This window comes from Olivibacter sp. SDN3 (genome assembly GCF_014334135.1).
Classification (GTDB): domain Bacteria; phylum Bacteroidota; class Bacteroidia; order Sphingobacteriales; family Sphingobacteriaceae; genus Olivibacter.
In genome coordinates this window covers 777,504-795,146 of the sequence record NZ_CP060497.1, presented here as the reverse complement: position 1 = coordinate 795,146, position 17,643 = coordinate 777,504, and the positions used below count along the sequence as shown (strand labels likewise).

Below are 17,643 nucleotides of genomic sequence, written 5' to 3'. Positions count from 1 at the left end.
GATTATTTCAGGCTATATTTATAACTTCTACCGTGTTTTACACCATCTATAAATTCATTCTTTAATAAGTAAGAGAGTCTAACCGCTACGGCCTTTTCTACTTTATATGGATCAGCCTCTGGTTGAGCTTTATTTAAAACGGCAAGAATATCGTCTTTATAGCCGCTACCTATTTGAGTAAGTGCATAACTTATTTTTTGGTCTAACTTACTATTCGGATTGAATTCTTCTTGAGGAACAAGCGCTTTGATAACTTTTTTTCTTCTTGGAAAATCTTCTTCCCGTCCAAAAGTCCCTGATCCGTAACTGGGGGAGCTTACGGACTGGCCGCCCAGGATGGAATTAATTGTCATTTCAATACTTCTTAGTTCTTCTGACAGTTGTCTTTGACGTTGCTTTAAAAAAGCAATTACTTGCTGTTGTGTTACCTGTTCCATTTTTTGCTGATCGTAGTTTATGGTTTTCCAAAAATATAATTTTAATTTAAATAATAAAAATATTAAATAGCTATATATCAGCGTATAAGGCTGTTTGTTGAAAATTGAGGTGACATATGTGATGTAATGTAAAGAGAAGGCACTTTTTTTTTTGAGCAACTACATCGTTTTCGTAAAATAAACAATCGATTGCGTTGAACCAAGGTTTGTCATAATAGAATTTCTTTTCTGACATTGATCGTTAACCAATAACGCCAATTAAACTGATACCAATATAGGTTGGGGGTTTTTAAGCGACAGATAGGACTTTGGGTATAAAAAATCCATAGATGAATAATGAATGGTAGCGGAAGAACTAACTAAATTATCGGATGCCACCTTGGTAAGCAGACTGATAAATGGTGACAATGATGCGTTTGAAGTAATCTTCAAGCGCTATAACCGTTTGCTTTACCAGCACGCATACAGCAAGTTAAGGGATAAAGAGAAAGCAAAGGATGTTGTGCAGGATGTGTTTTCGGTAATGTGGTCTAAGGTACAGCAGAACAACTTTTCCCCTCAAAACCTGTCGGCTTATTTATATACGGCCATTCGAAACCGTGTTTTTGATCTGTTGGGCAAAGAAGAACATGCCAGAACATACTTGAATTCTTTACAAGGCTTTTTGAATATGTATCAGGAACAGGCAGACTTTCTCATCAGGGGAAAGCAGGCCCAGCAACAACTTGACGGTGGAATGGATGCTTTGCCCAAGCGTATGCGTGAAATTTTTGTGTTGAGTACATTATCTAAGCCATAAAGAGATAGCCAATCAGTTGAATATTTCTCTTGGGGGCAGATGTTCAAGGGATGAACCGTTACTATGGATGGTATGAGGGGAAGATTGGCGACTTGGAAGAGTGGGCCAGTGGATTAGCAGAGAAATACCCTTCCCATAAGGGAATGTTAACGGAATATGGAACCGAGGAGGAGTTAATGCCCGGAATTTAAAGGGTTTGGTTAGCTTTGACAGGAAACAAAAGAAAGACAGCTTTTATTGGTATAAAGCCAACTGGAACCCCGAACCGATAATTTATATCGCCAATCGTAGAGATAATAAACGAACAAGGGCACAGACTAAAGTACAGGTGTTTTCCAATTTGAATAATGTGTCGCTGAATGTAAATGGTAGGGAAGTTTCCGGGACAAAGGGGGTAAATGATAAACACTGGGTATTTGAGGGGGTTGCTTTGCAGAAAGGGATAAATACCATACAGGCTAAAGGAGAGGCTGATGGGAAGGTCTTACAGGATGAAATGGAGTGGGAGCTCGTTAACTAAAAAACTTATACTTGTGGAGACAAATTAATGATATGATGAAGCTTTTTATAAAATTCGGATTAGTCCTTTTGACGATTTCACTGTGCCATGCGCAACAACAATGTCCGCTCATTCCCGCTCCAATGCATGCCGGGTACACTGAGGATGTGTTTAAGCTCAACAGGCAAACGGCTTTGTTTGTTGATGAAGAACACCTTAAAAATGTAGGCCGATATCTTCAACAGGAACTGTTGCGTTTAAAGGGTTTTCCTTTGATGGCAAAATCTAGCTTGGATCAACAATCTTCCATTCGTTTGAAACTTGATGAGCAGCTAGCAGAAGAGGCTTATGAATTGAATATTGCCCAAGATGGCATCATCATCAGCGGAGGCAGTGCGGCGGGTGTATTTAATGGGGCTTCCAGTTTAGTACAGCTCATTAGCCAGGTCGAAAGTATGGCCGAGGCCGTTCTGCCTGTGCCATGTTGGACAATAAAGGATGAACCGCGATATGGATGGCGGGGCTTAATGTTGGATGAATCACGCTATTTTATCGGCAAGCAAAAATTACTATCGATCATTGATTGGATGGCTTTTTATAAGTTGAACAAATTACATTGGCATTTAACGGATGAACCTGCCTGGCGATTAGAGATTAAAAAATATCCTAGGCTGGCATTGGTAGGCGGCGTGGGGGATCAGCATGACAAAACTAAACCAGCGGCATTTTACACGCAGCAAGAAATAAGTGAGATCGTTGACTACGCATCGAAGCGCAATATTGAAATTATTCCCGAAATTGATATGCCTGGACATGCGACGGCCGCTAATCGTGCCTATCCGGCATATAGCGGGGGAGGGAGTGAACAGTATCCGGAATTTACTTTCGATCCCGGCAACCCGGAAACGTACACCTACTTAACCAATATACTGCGGGAAGCCAATGCGTTGTTCCCTTCCAATATGTTGCATTTGGGTGGTGATGAAGTCAGTTTCGGTAATGATAGTTGGCTGCAAAACGCAGGTGTGAAGCGGTTGATGCATGATCACCGGCTAAAAGACCTGAAGGCGGTTGAAAATTATTTCATGGAACGTATGGCGGATTCAGTGTATCAAATGCATGCAAAATTATTGGTCTGGGATGAAATGGCCGATATTAATCTTCCTAAAGACAAAACCGTTATTTTTTGGTGGAGGCACGATAAACCACAACAGCTCTATCAGTCGCTGAAGAAAGGTTACGAGACTGTTCTTTGTCCGAGATTACCCTTCTACTTTGACTTTGTGCAGGACAGTAGCCATCAAGCCGGGCGGAAATGGGGAGGCTTATACAGCCCTTTGCAGGATGTCTATCATTTTGATGCCGACACCTGGGTGAAAGACGATAAACAGCGACAACAAGTATTGGGTTTGCAGGCCAACCTGTGGACGGAAACGGTGACCAACAACCAGCGTGTAGATTATCTGCTATTTCCCAGATTAGCCGCACTGGCCGAATCCGCTTGGAGTGCTGACGCTGTCAAAAGCTATGCACAATTTGAGGAGCGATTGAAACGCCATCTCAAGCTTTATCGACAGCATGACGTCTACTTTTATAACCCTTTTCATCCGAACGAAATCCCGGAACCGGTATATTTTAAGAAGGATAAGAAAGACTTAAATGCAGAAGAAAATTAACGCGCTATTTCGTCATCTAAAGCGGAAGGTAATGAAGCGATCTGTATAATTCTGTATAATATAAAGTTTCCATACCCCGGCGTGAAGCTAGAGGGTGGAACAGCAGTTGAATTAAATAAGACTAACTGAAAAATAGAAGTGTTTGCTTCTTCACTACATAAACAAATGAAAAAACAAACTTACTTAATACTATTCCTTTGCTTAGGCATGTTGCAAGAAGCGATAGCTCAATTTCCTGGGGCGAGTTCACAACGATCATCCGTAAGTTTAAAACACGGTGCCCATCGCTTAGGAAAACGTACCGATGCTCAGATGGAGACTTGGCGCAATTACGGATTAGGACAATTTATCCATTGGGGGCTCTACGCTATTCCCGGGGGGCATTGGAACGGCAAGTACTACCCTGGAGCTGCCGAGTGGATCCGTTCCTGGAATGAGATGCCCAATGAAGACTACGATAACCTTTATAAGCAGTTCGATCCAAAGCATTTTGATGCGAAAGCTTGGGCCGCACAGGCAAAGGATATGGGCGCACGGTATGTTATCATCACTACTAAACACCACGACGGCTTTTGTATATGGCCGAGTAAGTATACCGATTATACCATTGCAAATACGCCCTATAAAAACGATGCATTAAAAGAACTTGTGGATGCTTATGATGCGGTAGGCATCGATGTTTACCTCTATTTTTCCATTATTGATTGGAACCACAATGGGTACAGATCTGGTGTTCCGGAGAGTGGGGATGAAAAACAATCTTATGAAGCGTTTAAGGACTTTACAGCCAACCAGCTCAAAGAATTATTAACTACATATCCCACCACTAAGGGCTTGTGGTTTGACGGCACGTGGGATAAAGCATGGATTGCAGAAGCGGAGTTTACCGATAGTCTGGAAGCGGAGCTCCGTGCTATGCGTCCGGGTTTGATCATTGGCAGCCGCTTCCGTGCAGATGAAAATGGCAGACGTCACTTTGATAGCAATGGTGATTTAATAGGCGATTACGAACAGGGTTGGGAGCGTAAGTTACCAACGAGGATAGAAGAAGTACATGGTAATGATTGGGACTGCGTAATGACAGTGCCCGAGAACCAATGGGGTTACCATTCGGACTGGCGCGGTCATGTAAAAACAAGCACCGAGCTCATCGAAATGATGACACGTGCGGTAGCACTCGATGGCAACTTTGTGTTAAATTTTGGTCCCGATGGCCAAGGGGCTATTCGTCCAGAAGAAACAAAATTGGCCAAAGAAATTGGCGAGTGGATGAAAGTGAACCATGAAGCTATTTATGATTGTGAATATGCGGGATTGGAAAAGCAGGATTGGGGGTACATCACAAAAAGTAGAAAAACGGGTAAATACTATTTAGTGGTGTTTAATGTACCCATATCAGGAGCTTTAAAAATCAAGATTGCCCCAGGTACAGGAATAGCAAAAGTGTACGATTTGACGGATAGTGGTAATACGTATGAGCCCGAAGAAGCACACCGTAGCAAAACCGACGGTAATGAATATCTTATTCATTTGGAAGAAAAACCTTCGCAACCAAAAGTTATCGTGTTGGAGAGCTCGGGAGAGAAAGCGGATAGCGAAGTTTTATACGAAAAGGCAAAGACGTAGTAGGTTGTCTGGTTTTGATTGGTTGAAGCGACACAAATTTTGGGTCGCTTCTTTGTTGAACGGCCCTATTTCTTAACCTAGGTTAAGTTTTACGAACAAAAGAATGCCGATTTTTGTATCATATTAATGAAAGGATTAAATCATGGAAAAAAAAATAAAAGGTATTCATCATATCACTGCGATAGCTGGCGATGCCAAGAAAAATTATGATTTTTATACAGGTGTTCTTGGGCTAAGGCTCGTAAAAAAAACGGTAAATTTTGATGATCCGGAAACCTATCATTTTTATTTTGGTGACGAAGTTGGAACACCCGGTACGATATTAACTTTTTTTCCTTGGCAGGGCATTTCAAGTGGACGGAGAGGATCGCGACAAGTTACAGAGATCGGTTACGCAGTACCTGAAGGAAGCTTGGATTTTTGGATAAAGCGTTTTGAAGAGCATAACGTTACCTACAATAAAGTAGCAGAGAAATTTGGCGAGCAATACCTGACTTTCCTTGATCCGGATGGGTTGAAGTTTGAGCTCACCGTGCCAAAGATAGCGGATAACCGTAAACCGTGGATAACGGAGGAGGTTGGCGAAGCTTTTGCAACGAGAGGTTTTCACCATATTACCATTACTACAAATAAAAAAGACGCTACGGCAGAGGTGCTTACTAACATTTTAGGATATCATCTGCTGGACGAGCATGTAAACCGCTACCGTTTCGTTACTGATACCGTTGAAAATGCCCATATAGTGGACATTGTAGAAGCTCCTGGAGAGGGAGTTGGTCATGTTGCAGGAGGATCGGTACATCATGTGGCCTTCCGGGTAGAAAATGAAGAGATTTTGATGCACTATCGTCAGAAAGTTTTGGAAGCTGGTTTACAGATCACCGAAAAGATCGATAGAAACTATTTCTATTCGCTCTATTTTAGGGAGCCAGGAGGTGTGCTTTTTGAAATAGCTACGGATAACCCGGGCTTTGCCAATGACGAGACGGTGGACGAATTGGGAAAAGGTTTGAAATTACCCGCTCAATATGAGCCTTATAGGGCTCAACTGGAGAAGGTTCTTCCTGCCTTAAGCTGAAGGTGCTGATCAGATCAGTATCTGTTGCAAATGTAGATACCTACTTCCGTAAGCGAGTAGGTATCCTAACTCTTAACAGGTTTAATAAAGCTCAAATGTACACGCATCAAAAACAATTCATAAAGGCAGGTAAGCCATTTACGGAAACTGATAAGGCGCTGTTATTGATTCATGGCAGAGGAGGTCGCGCGCAGGATATCATTTCTTTGCAGCAATATCTTAAAATAGCCGGTATGGCGCTATATGCACCTCAGGCAACTAATAACAGCTGGTATCCCTATAGTTTTATGGCTCCCGAAGCCAGTAACCAACCGGCATTAAATTCCGCTCTGGAACTCATCCACACAGCGGTGGCAGATTTAACAGAAAACGGTATAGCCACGGAAAAGATCTATTTCCTTGGTTTCTCGCAAGGCGCATGTTTAACCTTGGAATATGTAGGTAGACACGCAAAGAAGTATGGCGGGGTAATTGCCTTTACCGGCGGACTGATAGGGGAAGAATTGGTGGAGAATCGCTATACAGGAGATTTTCAGCAGACACCGTTATTGATTACAACGGGCGATCCGGACCCACATGTACCGGTTTCGAGAGTGAAAGAAAGTGTTGATATCCTGGAACAATTAGGGGCGCAGGTAACCTTGGAGATCTATAAAGGGAAAACACATAGTATATCCCCGGAGGAGATAGCCCTGGCAAATAGCCATGTTTTGAAATAAGTACTGCATCGTTACACGATAATCTTTGCAACTGATCTTGCTGGTTGCCGTACAACAGATAAAACTTGAGCAATCAGCTGCTGAAATTGCTCTATATAGCAAGAATAATTGCTTTTTATATAGAGCATTTTTTTGATTTTTGATGAGCTTGAAGTAGGCCATGCCAGCAAAATATCACTATGGCTCTTTGGCTTTTTTTATTAAGCTTTTAGTATCACCAAATACGTAACCGATTGCGTTTATCACGGATTTGTTATTGTCATTTTTATCATTTAAAATTGGCGGTGTATCAGATGCCTTGAGCACCAAGCGCTAACCAAAGAGCCTTTTAAAATCGGAGTGACGTTGTCATCCTGGTATTTAAGCGGATCAACATGACCCGGGAAATTCCCCTTTACTCCTACGGGAACAATTTCATATAGCGCCGTAACCGTATGGCCAACCGTCGCTGCTTTGTAGAGTACATAACACAATCACTTGGGTAGTTCTACCAATTCGTAATTCGTACTTCGCCCACCTTGATCTTCCAGCCTTAAAATTCCCTTTTCCATCAGGTCTTTTATATCTCTTAGCGCCGTATCTGGTGAGCATTTGGCTATTTTAGCCCATTTCGACGACTTTAGTTTCCCGTCAAATCCATCTAATAGTTTGTTCAACATCAAGCGCTGTCTTTCATTTAATGATGTATGCTCGTGGAGTTTCCAGAACTCCGCTTTATATACCACTTTACTTAATGTCTTTTCAGTTTCGTGCAGGGCATTTTTTAGGCAATATAGAAACCATTCTAACCACTCAGTAATATCTCCGTGGCTATGTTGAACTTTTTGGAGTACTTCGTAATACCTTTTCCGTTCTACCAGTATCTGACTGGACATGCTATAAAAACGTTCCGGGCTCTTATCCGCGCGGGCAAGCAGTAAATCTGTAATTGCCCTTGCTATCCTTCCATTTCCATCATCAAAAGGATGAACTATGATAAACCAAAAATGAGCAATAGCCGCTTTTAGTACCGGGTCCATTTTCAGGTTACTGTTGAACCAATCGAGAAATCTGTCCATTTCTTCCTTGACCAATTCAACGGGTACTGCTTCGTAATGGACTTTTTCTTTGCCCATGGCTCCCGAAACGATCTGCATTTCTCCTCCGCGATAACGTCCAACTTCAATTTTATACATTCCGCTCCGCCCTGTGGGAAACAAAGCCGAATGCCACCCGAACAATCTGTCTTCCGTCAATGGTAGCAAATAATTTTGAGTTGCGTCCAAAATCATTTCCACCACACCTTCTACATTTCTATCGGTTGGCACTAAACCTCCTATATCCAAACCCAAGCGCCTTGCTATAGAAGAACGTACTTGGTCATAATTTAGCTGTTCACCTTCTATTTCAGAAGATTTCACAATATCCAATGTAAGTGTAGTTAGATTGGCTTCTTCCTGCATAGAAAACCCCAAAGAACTCATCTGCCCTGCAATTTTTCCTTGGAGATGACGAACTTCCCCAAACACGGCATTGATTACGCGGTCCTGCCAGGTAAAGTTTGCCCAGTCTTTATGTTGATAGATGTATTTTGCCATTGCTCAAATATTCGTCTACGGCAAATATATAGAATATTTGCCGCAAAAATGCGGAGAATATTCTATTTATTCTCCGCACCTATTTCAATACCGCTTTTTAACAAGTGTTCTGCTGAAATAAAAAATCGCACAAAGGCATCATTTCAACATTTTGGGTTTCGGAAAAACACATACTAAATTTCTTCTGTAAGCCATTAAACACGGTTTTTGTCGCAAGCTGATAACTCCTGTTGGAAAGGGTACAACAGGAGTTATCTCCATAATATTATTCTTCTCGGAAGGCGATGTCGTTTTCTTTTGCTAACATCTTTGCATCTTCCGCCATTTGGATAAATGCTGCCCGATACCCTTCTTCATCTATACCTTTCGCCTCTTTGGCACGTGTTATTAATTTATTGTAATCAGCTTGTTGCTTATATGCTGAGTTACGTAACAGCATGCCCAGCTCTGCCACGGCACTGGTGAAACGAAAATCATCACTGGTTTTTGGAAGTGCTGTTGGTCGGTCTGCTATAACAACCTGTTTCAACTGGCTTTTTTCTTCATCAGGTTTTTTATATCTGAATTTAACGGTGGCAAGCTCTGAAGAGCCTTTTAAAATCGGAGTGACGTTGTCATCCTGGTATTTAAGCGGATCAACATGACCCGGGAAATCTCCCTTTACTCCTACGGGAACAATTTCATATAGCGCCGTAACCGTATGGCCAACCCCCATGTCGCCGCCTAACTTCTGGTCATTATTGAAGTCTTCTTTTTCCAGTAAACGGTTTTCGTAACCGATTAAGCGGTAGGCTTGCACTTTAGCTGGGTTAAATTCAACTTGCATTTTTACATCCTTTGCAACGGTGAAGAGGGTAGCACCGAACTCCGTAATCATGGCTTTTCTGGCTTCAGAAATATGATCAATATAAGCGTAATTACCATGGCCCTTATTGGCCAGTATTTCCATTTTACTGTCTTTTAGGTTACCCATGCCGAAACCAAATACCGATAGACTCACACCGCTTTGCCTTTCGGCACTTACCAGATCTTCCATCTCCTCATCGCTTGAAGCACCGACATTAAAGTCACCATCAGAAGCCAGAATAATTCTATTATTTCCTCCTTTAATGAAATGCTCCCTGGCTAAACGATAGGCCATCTTAAGACCTGCTCCCCCCGCTGTGGCGCCACCGGCTTCCAATGCGTCAATCGCATCCTTAATTTTGATTTTTTGATTTCCATTAGCTTTCTCCAACTTTAAACTGGCGGTTCCTGCATAGGTGACAATAGATATCTGGTCTTTTTCACGTAACTGGTCGACTAACATCTTCATGGAGCTTTTTACCAAAGGTAGCCTGTTGTAACCCACCATAGAACCGGAAACATCCAATAAGAACACAAAATGGGAAGGGGGAAGCTGCCTGGTATCTACTGATTTTGCTTTTAGCCCTATTCGCAATAAATGATGTTGGCGGTTCCAGGGAGCCACTGATAACTCCGTATGGATAGCTACCGGATCACTGTTACCGGGGCCTTGAAGCTCGTATTGGAAATAGTTGATCATTTCTTCTATGCGTACAGCATCTTTTGGAGGAAGCTGGCCACCATTGATCAATCGACGCACATTGCTGTAGGAAGCTGCATCGACGTCCACTGCAAAAGTCGATAAAGGCTCCTTGCGGGGATCTAAAAAGCCATTTTCTGAAATCTTTTGGTAGCTTTCGCTGTGTTCAGGATAAAGAGGTCGGTAAGGCATGGACATAGGAGCTATGGGCATGCGATGATGAGCTGGGCTAAAGGACGCCTGTGTCCTTACACTTGTACCAGAAGTGACAATTTCGTTCAATGCCGTCGAGTGTTGCTCCAACCATACATCTATGGTGTTAGCTGCAGTAAGTGTGATCTTTTGTGTATTGAAACCCATCATCTTAAAGATTAAGTGAGTGGCTTTTGGCTTGACCATAATTGCATAATGACCTTTCTCGTCGGTTACCGTATGAACGCTGCTATTACCTTCCACGTGTATAGCAACGCCAGCTAAGGGCTGTTGATCTTCTTTACTATAAACCGTGCCGCTTATCGTGCGATTATCGCCGTCACTTTGTTTAAAGCCAACTAGGCTAAACAATAGTATCCATAGGAAAAAATTCGTCTTCATCATATTCAATTTTGGCGAAGGATGCATCCTATATAAAAATTCCATAAGTGATAAAAAAAAATTATTTTGAACGACGAAATGAACTGGTTCAAATACTCCAAGAAAAAAGGACTTGAAGATGACGATGTGTTGCTGGAACGCTATCGTGCAACAGGTGATTTGGTAGTGTTGGGACAACTGTTCGAAAGACATGCCGAAATGGTTTATTATGTCTGTTTTCGCTACCTGCGGGACAGTGAGCGAAGTAAGGATGCCGTGATGCAGATATTTGAAGAATTGGTGGTGAAAGTAAACAAACAGGAAATCAAGCGTTTTGTTACTTGGTTGTATGTATTGAGTCGGAACCATTGTTTGATGCAAATACGATCAGAAAAAAAGATGCAGTACGTATCTTTGGATGAATTTGTGGAATTTCCTATAAATAAGCATCCTGAGGAGTCAGATGAAAGAGAAGGCGCGCTTTCGGCGCTGGAACGTTGCATAGAAAAACTTCCGGAGCGACAGAAAAAGAGCGTTGATCTGTTCTTTTTGAATGAAAAATGTTATAAAGAGATTGTGGATATCACTGGATACAGCCTAAAAGAAGTGAAAAGCTATATTCAGAATGGAAAGCGGAATCTGAAAATTTGTATGGAGAAGAATCGTGAAGCATAAAAAGCCCGACATAGAACAGGTAAGGAAATACCTCAATGGGGAGTTAAACGCCCGGGAGATGTATGAGCTGGAGCGGCAAGCACAGGATGATCCGCTATTGATGGACGTTATGCTCGGTATGGAAAGTGCTGAAGAGCAACAGCACAAGCAAAATATTGGGACTATTGAGCAGCTCTTGCATGAGCGCATACAACGGAAAAATGTATCTAGTAATTCCTGGAAGGTATGGGCTGTTGCGGCATCAATGGTATTTGCCGTTATTGGCGTTGGCTTTTGGTTGTTGAATAAGGATACCTCACTGCCAAAACAGCAAATTGCTGAGCAAGTGCCCATGCAACAGGATACTGCAGAGAACCCACGGAAAGATACAGACAGGTTGGTCGCTACGGCGGAGACTCCACAAGTAAAAGAAGCGCCGGCTGTTCAAAAAAATGATAAAGAACAAGTAAACAGGGATACCAATGAGGACGTTCGTAACGAAAGCAAGGATCGTTTACTTGCTAGTCGGCAATCGCAGACGAAAACTCTCAGGCCTAGTTTATCAGCTGCGAGTACAAAAGGAACGACAGCAAACCGTAAAACTGCTGTAGCGAAAGGTATAGTAGTGGATAAACAAACCAATACCCCCTTAATGGGGGCTATGGTTAAACAAGTTGGGCAGCAAGATGGTATCACTACCGACGCAACTGGAAGCTTCGAACTTCCAATTCCGGCTGATAGCCCACGGGTAGATATTTCCTATATAGGATATGAACAGCAGCGCGTTGACGCTACAAGGCGTGATAGCTTAGTGATTGCAATGGAGCCTAGTCAGGCAGAACTTAGCGAAATAGTGGTTGTTAGCGGGGAGGAGGATAGCTTTGCCAGGGTTTCTTACACGCAGGACTCCCTGGAGGAGTTTGTTGTTGGGAATAGTAGGCCCCGTCAGTCAAAAGCGTTGCCTGCAATCGGTTGGAAAGCTTATCGGGAATATCTGGACCGATCTGCCGTAACTCCTTCAGGTATCCAGACGAGAGTTACCTTGGCATTTAAGATAGATGAACAAGGAAAACCGATAGCTATTCGTGTCGTTGAAGGGGCAAGTGAGGCGCTTAATCAAAAGGCTATTGAAATCCTAAGGAAAGGATCCACTTGGGTAAAAGATCAGAGCTCTTCAACAGATGAATTGCAGATAAACATTATATTTCATTGATAGTTCTTGTCATTAAGTCAGTTGCGGTTTTTATATCATTCAGCGTTGTTCTCCAATATATAAATGCTGTTCTGATTCCTTTTTTGTTATTGTAAACTGTAGAAGTCATAAATACATTTACGGCGTTGATTAAGCTCGTCAATATGAAAACTTTAGCTTAAATGTTATTGTAAAATGTGGGATAAATGGAGTTAAAAAGCTATAAGAAAGTAGTGCAATACCTTTTAGTGACTAAAAAAGTCCTTTTGCAGCACGAGTTAGCAAATAATTTGATTATTGGCGTCTGCAATCAAATAGCGAATCAGACAGCACCAAGTGAGGAGAGCCAATTTATAAATGTTTTTCAAGGCAGACAGGTGATGGCCAGTGCAATAAAAACGCCAGCTAAGGCTGTTCTGGCATTAGTAACATGTGATAAAGAACCGATCAAGTTAATCGCTAAGCACTTCACTCAACATTATAGCGGCCTAAAAGGTGTAGTAGGGCCGTTGCATGAGGCGGAAACTTTTATCAGTTGCTTTCCAAAGCCCGTTCAACAGGTGAAAGGGTTATATCTGTATGGCTTAAATGAAACGAGGCGGGTATTGTCGACTGAAGGGCAATTTAAGCAAGCAACAATTGGTCACTTCGAACAGTTGTCTCAATGGGCAATGCAGTTTTATGATCAAGTTGGCTTGTTTCCTCCGAAGAGCGAAGAAACAATCTGTAAATTAATCCGTGCATTGATTACGTCTGGATCTCTTTTTTGCTGGGTAAAAGAGACAAAACCGGTGAGTATGGCGGCGATTATCCGGCAGACAGATCATATTTCGATCATTGGATTAGTGTACACCCCCTTGGAAGCAAGGGGAAGGGGGTATGCCGCCAATTGCGTGAAGCAACTGAGCGAGCATATATTGGCGAAAGGCAATGCCTGTGGCCTGTTTACCGATAAAGATTATCCGGCATCCAATAGGATCTATCAAAGCATCGGTTATCTACAAGTAGAAGAGTTCCTTGATGTCGGATTTTCGGAGTAAATAAATTACTGCTCCCCGGACGAAGGGATAAACCTTGCTGAAAGATCAGGATCGTCCATATCCTTATCTAGGGGAAACATTGGACGTTGTATCCGCTTATAAGGCAGTCGCTCCAAATCTTGGTCTACACCACCGGGCGTAAGCGCCAAGAGCCAATCGGCCCGCATGGCGTAAAGTTCTGGTTCCAGGTAGCCGATCTTAACTACCACGATGTCTGATTCCCTTGGTTGAAGACCGAGTCTTGTAAAATCGTTTTCTTTATGATAAGGTTTACGTTTTTTGGTTACAATGACATGTACACTTCCTACTTTGACAACTACCTCCACTTCTGCATTTCTGTCGCCCTGTTCTATTGCTTCCACGGTTCCGGTAAGGTGAACAGGGGGGGCATATCTGTCGTCTACCGCCGCACCGGCATATCCTTCTACGGGATTTCCTACTCCGGCGGCAATTGCTTTTTCGACTAATTCAGGACCCGGAATGGAAGCATAGATGAGTGAAGGGCCGTTGGGCTTTTTGAACTCAGGACGTTTAAGGATCTCCGTGATGGTCCAGGTTACATCTCCAGCACCACCAGCAGTAGGATTGTCGCCCGAATCGCTGATAAAAAATGGACGTTTTTTACTTTTCAAAGCCTGATTTAGGCATTCAACTAGTGAGCCTGTAGGCGCTACAAAGGCATAGTCTGTCCGGGCATCCCAAAAACTTTGCGCAAGTTTTTCGGCAGTACTGCCGACATTTTCTTTATCGTCTCCCGTAACCATAACAACAGCATGATTGCGGGGTTCGTCGGCCCAGGCGTAGCCTACCCATATCGCTGCATCTATAATGCCATCCTGCGCAGCAGCGGGAGCTACAGCTTCATAAACGCTTTTTGCAGGTTCTATTCTCGTGCTGGTTTTCTCTCCGGGAAGAAGTACAGGAATAGGTACCCAAGCTTTGTAGGTCGGTTTTCCTTTGCCATTCTTGATTCGTTCCACAAGATTGGCCACAGCGCGTCTTTTAGTTTCCATGGCATCTTCGTGCGGAGCCATCCGATAACAGGTGATGAGGTCGGTATGTTGCGCCAGACGTTGAGAAACGTTCCCATGCAAATCCATTGAAGTAGAAATGATGGTCTCTGTACCAATAACTTCGCGGATCCGACTGATAAAGTCTCCCTCGGGATCGTCAAGCCCCACTACACTCATGGCACCATGGATATCAAAATAGAGGCCATCATAAGGCCCGTTTTGCTGTAGTGAATCTAAGGTTTTAGTTACCAACGACTCGTAGGCCTCTCTGGTAACAGTACCGCCAGGCAAGGATTTTCCTATTAAAGTTGGTGCCCAGTCTGCTGCTTCGTAGAGTACGGAGTCTGGTGAGAAAAAAGGGTAGTAGTCCATCACCTCCGCTCCATAACGTGGGTGAAAAGCTTCCTCATGTGTCAACGCCGGAGAAAAGGTGCTTGATTCAATTCCCAAACCTGCAATGGCAATACGTGGTTTATTTTTTTCTGACGAACATGCAAAAAATGCAAAACTGAAGATGATGAAAATACCATAATAGGTAAAGGGGAATGGGTGTCTCATGAACTAGCTGTCTTTGGTAAAATTCCTCTATTATAGTAAAATGTTTTCATTCTACATATTAAGGGGTGTTTTCTAATGTAAATTTTACACTGTTTCTCTCTTGAGTGATGCTTTGAAGCATTTTATCTAATTTTTATAAATCAAAAGGGACAAAGAGCCATGCGGTATATGAGCATTTATGGCCAGCGGCTTTTCAGTTGGCTGTTTTTACTGAGGAATGGTTAAGTGGTATAAATTTGCACATTTTTTCTCTTGTTTTCACACTTTATGTAAAAAAATATGGGTAGAGAGATTCCGTCTGTTTACCATTAGCTTTACTTAAGAAGATTTTTTGAAGACTACAGGGCGAATCAACCTTAATAGGCTCCGTTTATGGAGCCTATTTTAATCGTTTTGCCAATCAAATAAATGACCACAATATAAAACTGCTCATCTGTTGGCTGCTTGGTCTACGAGCCAAATCAGCTCGCCATGTTGTGGTTGAATGAGCTGAGCGGGGTATTGAGCTGGATTTCTCTTTCCCTTTAACACTTCGTATAATGCCTGCGCTTTATTTTCACCAAAGACGATTACAGCTATTTTTTTTGCTTGGTTGAGGATAGGGGCGGTTAAGGTTATCCTGTACATGTGCTGCGGTGCAAGATAATATGCATCGACCCATTTTGATTTTTCCTGTAGCACTGAAGTATTTGGAAATAAAGACGCTGTGTGGCCGTCTTCTCCCATGCCTAATAATACAAAATCAAATTGAGGTGAAGCGCCAACATGCTGTTGGATGGTACGCGCATACTGCGCTGCAAATTCGGTGGGCTCAACTCCAGCTGCCCACATCGGGAATAGTTGTTCCCTAGGTATCGGAACATGATTGAGCAGTGTTTCAAAAGCCATTTTAGCATTACTCTTATCATCTTCTAATGGAACCCAACGTTCGTCTCCCCAGAAAACGAAGACCCGCTCCCAAGCAATCTGCTCTTGATAAGGCGACTGCGTCAATAATTTATATAAATGAGCAGGGGAACTTCCTCCTGTTAGTGCCACGGTAAAGCGTCCGCGCTCAGCGATAGCTTGTTGGGCAGTTTGTGTAAATAGTGTCGCAGCGGCATGACTAAGTTCATCTAAGTTCTTAAAAACCTTTACCATTTTTTTATTTTGTTTTTAGTGAAGATTAAGTGCCCAAACATGTCCATTTCTGGCAATTAAGGCTTCAGCATTTTCCGGCCCCCAGGTGCCCGAAGCATAATTTGGAAAATCGAGCGAATCTCTCGACTCCCACACCTCCAAAATCGGCATAATAACGTCCCAAGCTTCTTCCACTTGATCGGACCGCATGAATAAGGTAGCATCACCCCGCATAGCATCGAGCAGAAGCGTTTCATAGGCTTCGGGCGTTTGTGTGGAGCAGGTATCGTAATCAAAGATCATTTCAGCAGGATTCAGGTTCATTTCCAGACCGGTTTTTTTTGCCATAAATCGTAAACGAATGTCCATCTGAGGCTGAATGTTAATGGTGAGCCGATTAGGCATCAAGCTGTCCGATTGGTTGTCAGGAAATGTTGAATGGGGTACAGGCCTGAATTGAATGGTAATGGAGGAGGTTTTCTCCTGCATCCTTTTACCCGTGCGCAAATAAAACGGAACGCCTTGCCATCGCCAATTATCGAGATAAAATTTAATAGCAGCATAAGTTTCTGTATTGGACGTAGGCGATACCCCCCCTTCTTTTCGGTAGCCGGGAACTTTTTTTCCTTGTATCCAGCCGTCGTTATATTGTCCTCTCACAGCATATCGATGAACATCTTCCTCTTTGATGCGCCGCACCGCTCTCAAGACATCTACTTTTCGATTACGTATCTCTTCAGCTTCAAAAGAAACCGGAGCCTCCATGGCCACCATACAAAGTATTTGTAATAGATGATTCTGTATCATATCTCGTAAAGCTCCAGAACCTTCATAGTAGCCGCCGCGCTCTTCTACACCCACTTGTTCAGCCACTGTAATCTGTACATAATCGATGTAATTGCGATTCCACAAAGGCTCAAACAAGGCATTGGCAAATCTAAAAGCCAAAATATTCTGCACGGTCTCTTTACCCAAATAATGATCAATACGGTATATCTGTTCCTCCTGGAAAGTGCTGGTAAGCATATTGTTTAAAGCGATGGCGGTTTCTTTGTTGTATCCAAAAGGTTTCTCAATGACAATCCGATCAGAAGCAGGTTTTGTGGCTAGGGCAGAAAGATTAATGTTTGTTGTAACCGTTTCAATAAATTGTGGTGCAACAGATAGATAGAACAAACGATTGGCATGTATACCCCATTGCTCATCTAGCTGATCTAATTGAACGGCAAGTTTTTTGTAATCGTCGATATTATTGATGTCTGACTGGAAGTAAGTAACATTCGCTTTGAAAATTTCCCATTGTTCTGCTGCTGGGGTTCCATTTCTCGAAAATGCTGTTAAACCTTCGTGTAATCTTTCAGTATATTTTTCATCATCGAGATCTGTCCGCCCTAAACCGACAATGGCAAAGTTTTCTGGCATCCACCCGTCGAGAAAGAGGTTATAGAATGCCGGAATCAGTTTTCTTTTGGCGAGGTCTCCTGTGCCCCCGAAAATAATGATGATGGTTGGGGTTGCCTTTTTACCTGTTTTCATC

General features: G+C 42.7%; 17 protein-coding genes. 10 read left to right on the top strand and 7 right to left on the bottom strand.

The window, feature by feature from the left end:
- Window positions 1-2: 2 nt before the first annotated feature.
- The gene (locus H8S90_RS03195) at window positions 3-437 is read right to left on the bottom strand and encodes a soluble adenylyl cyclase-like protein (protein WP_187341159.1); all 435 of its coding nucleotides are present in this window, start codon (window positions 435-437) and stop codon (window positions 3-5) included.
- A 340-nt stretch (window positions 438-777) separates the two neighbouring features.
- On the opposite strand from H8S90_RS03195, the gene H8S90_RS03190 reads away from it, so the two are divergent.
- From H8S90_RS03190 to H8S90_RS03160, 7 genes are all read left to right on the top strand, one after another.
- Complete coding sequence (locus tag H8S90_RS03190) at window positions 778-1,236, top strand: RNA polymerase sigma factor (protein WP_187341158.1); 459 nt, start codon at window positions 778-780, stop codon at window positions 1,234-1,236.
- A 50-nt stretch (window positions 1,237-1,286) separates the two neighbouring features.
- The gene (locus H8S90_RS03185) at window positions 1,287-1,427 is read left to right on the top strand and encodes a hypothetical protein (RefSeq protein ID WP_187341157.1); all 141 of its coding nucleotides are present in this window, start codon (window positions 1,287-1,289) and stop codon (window positions 1,425-1,427) included.
- Window positions 1,428-1,432: 5 nt separating this feature from the next.
- On the top strand, window positions 1,433-1,756 hold the full coding sequence (locus tag H8S90_RS03180; RefSeq protein WP_187341156.1) for a hypothetical protein: 324 nt from the start codon (window positions 1,433-1,435) through the stop codon (window positions 1,754-1,756).
- A gap of 32 nt (window positions 1,757-1,788) precedes the next feature.
- Complete coding sequence (locus tag H8S90_RS03175) at window positions 1,789-3,411, top strand: beta-N-acetylhexosaminidase (RefSeq protein WP_222852228.1); 1,623 nt, start codon at window positions 1,789-1,791, stop codon at window positions 3,409-3,411.
- A gap of 165 nt (window positions 3,412-3,576) precedes the next feature.
- On the top strand, window positions 3,577-5,037 hold the full coding sequence (locus H8S90_RS03170) for an alpha-L-fucosidase (protein ID WP_187341155.1): 1,461 nt from the start codon (window positions 3,577-3,579) through the stop codon (window positions 5,035-5,037).
- A gap of 142 nt (window positions 5,038-5,179) precedes the next feature.
- Window positions 5,180-6,115, top strand: coding sequence for a ring-cleaving dioxygenase (locus H8S90_RS03165; protein ID WP_187341154.1), 936 nt, complete (start codon window positions 5,180-5,182; stop codon window positions 6,113-6,115).
- Between the two features lie 95 nt (window positions 6,116-6,210).
- The gene (locus H8S90_RS03160) at window positions 6,211-6,834 is read left to right on the top strand and encodes an alpha/beta hydrolase (protein WP_187341153.1); all 624 of its coding nucleotides are present in this window, start codon (window positions 6,211-6,213) and stop codon (window positions 6,832-6,834) included.
- Between the two features lie 272 nt (window positions 6,835-7,106).
- Here the strand turns inward: H8S90_RS03160 and H8S90_RS26385 are convergent, their stop codons facing one another.
- The 3 genes from H8S90_RS26385 to H8S90_RS03145 form a co-directional block, all read right to left on the bottom strand.
- On the bottom strand, window positions 7,107-7,307 hold the full coding sequence (locus H8S90_RS26385) for a YfbK domain-containing protein (protein WP_187341152.1): 201 nt from the start codon (window positions 7,305-7,307) through the stop codon (window positions 7,107-7,109).
- A complete protein-coding gene (locus tag H8S90_RS03150) occupies window positions 7,308-8,411 on the bottom strand; it encodes a Fic family protein (protein WP_187341151.1) in 1,104 nt (367 codons plus the stop codon).
- Between the two features lie 265 nt (window positions 8,412-8,676).
- Window positions 8,677-10,554, bottom strand: coding sequence for a von Willebrand factor type A domain-containing protein (locus tag H8S90_RS03145; protein WP_255501785.1), 1,878 nt, complete (start codon window positions 10,552-10,554; stop codon window positions 8,677-8,679).
- Window positions 10,555-10,629: 75 nt separating this feature from the next.
- Here H8S90_RS03145 and H8S90_RS03140 point away from each other — a divergent pair, with 75 nt between their 5' ends.
- The 3 genes from H8S90_RS03140 to H8S90_RS03130 all read left to right on the top strand — a co-directional run bounded on the left by H8S90_RS03140 (window position 10,630) and on the right by H8S90_RS03130 (window position 13,416).
- Entirely contained in the window at window positions 10,630-11,205 is a 576-nt protein-coding gene (locus H8S90_RS03140; protein ID WP_187342895.1) for an RNA polymerase sigma factor, read from the top strand.
- On the top strand, window positions 11,195-12,397 hold the full coding sequence (locus H8S90_RS03135) for a carboxypeptidase-like regulatory domain-containing protein (protein ID WP_187341150.1): 1,203 nt from the start codon (window positions 11,195-11,197) through the stop codon (window positions 12,395-12,397). Before H8S90_RS03140 ends, H8S90_RS03135 begins: the two co-directional genes overlap by 11 nt.
- Window positions 12,398-12,582: 185 nt before the next feature.
- Complete coding sequence (locus tag H8S90_RS03130) at window positions 12,583-13,416, top strand: GNAT family N-acetyltransferase (RefSeq protein ID WP_187341149.1); 834 nt, start codon at window positions 12,583-12,585, stop codon at window positions 13,414-13,416.
- A 5-nt stretch (window positions 13,417-13,421) separates the two neighbouring features.
- Here H8S90_RS03130 and H8S90_RS03125 read toward each other — a convergent pair whose 3' ends face one another.
- The 3 genes from H8S90_RS03125 to zwf form a co-directional block, all read right to left on the bottom strand.
- On the bottom strand, window positions 13,422-14,987 hold the full coding sequence (locus H8S90_RS03125) for a M81 family metallopeptidase (protein ID WP_187341148.1): 1,566 nt from the start codon (window positions 14,985-14,987) through the stop codon (window positions 13,422-13,424).
- 429 nt (window positions 14,988-15,416) lie between these two features.
- Window positions 15,417-16,127 carry a 6-phosphogluconolactonase gene (gene pgl, locus H8S90_RS03120; RefSeq protein ID WP_187341147.1) on the bottom strand — a complete coding sequence of 237 codons (711 nt, stop codon included), beginning with the start codon at window positions 16,125-16,127 and terminating at the stop codon, window positions 15,417-15,419.
- 15 nt (window positions 16,128-16,142) lie between these two features.
- Window positions 16,143-17,642, bottom strand: coding sequence for a glucose-6-phosphate dehydrogenase (gene zwf, locus H8S90_RS03115; protein ID WP_187341146.1), 1,500 nt, complete (start codon window positions 17,640-17,642; stop codon window positions 16,143-16,145).
- Window position 17,643: the final 1 nt, after the last annotated feature.

Coding starts and splice junctions, on each gene's coding strand:
- pgl (WP_187341147.1), bottom strand. CDS start 16,127: ATGGTAAAGGTTTTTAAGAACTTAGATGAACTTAGTCATGCCGCTGCG.
- H8S90_RS03145 (WP_255501785.1), bottom strand. CDS start 10,554: ATGATGAAGACGAATTTTTTCCTATGGATACTATTGTTTAGCCTAGTT.
- H8S90_RS03170 (WP_187341155.1), top strand. CDS start 3,577: ATGAAAAAACAAACTTACTTAATACTATTCCTTTGCTTAGGCATGTTG.
- H8S90_RS03165 (WP_187341154.1), top strand. CDS start 5,180: ATGGAAAAAAAAATAAAAGGTATTCATCATATCACTGCGATAGCTGGC.
- H8S90_RS03140 (WP_187342895.1), top strand. CDS start 10,630: ATGAACTGGTTCAAATACTCCAAGAAAAAAGGACTTGAAGATGACGAT.
- H8S90_RS03185 (WP_187341157.1), top strand. CDS start 1,287: ATGAACCGTTACTATGGATGGTATGAGGGGAAGATTGGCGACTTGGAA.
- H8S90_RS03190 (WP_187341158.1), top strand. CDS start 778: ATGGTAGCGGAAGAACTAACTAAATTATCGGATGCCACCTTGGTAAGC.
- H8S90_RS03150 (WP_187341151.1), bottom strand. CDS start 8,411: ATGGCAAAATACATCTATCAACATAAAGACTGGGCAAACTTTACCTGG.
- H8S90_RS03130 (WP_187341149.1), top strand. CDS start 12,583: ATGGAGTTAAAAAGCTATAAGAAAGTAGTGCAATACCTTTTAGTGACT.
- H8S90_RS03125 (WP_187341148.1), bottom strand. CDS start 14,987: ATGAGACACCCATTCCCCTTTACCTATTATGGTATTTTCATCATCTTC.
- H8S90_RS03175 (WP_222852228.1), top strand. CDS start 1,789: ATGATGAAGCTTTTTATAAAATTCGGATTAGTCCTTTTGACGATTTCA.
- H8S90_RS03195 (WP_187341159.1), bottom strand. CDS start 437: ATGGAACAGGTAACACAACAGCAAGTAATTGCTTTTTTAAAGCAACGT.
- H8S90_RS03160 (WP_187341153.1), top strand. CDS start 6,211: ATGTACACGCATCAAAAACAATTCATAAAGGCAGGTAAGCCATTTACG.
- zwf (WP_187341146.1), bottom strand. CDS start 17,642: ATGAAAACAGGTAAAAAGGCAACCCCAACCATCATCATTATTTTCGGG.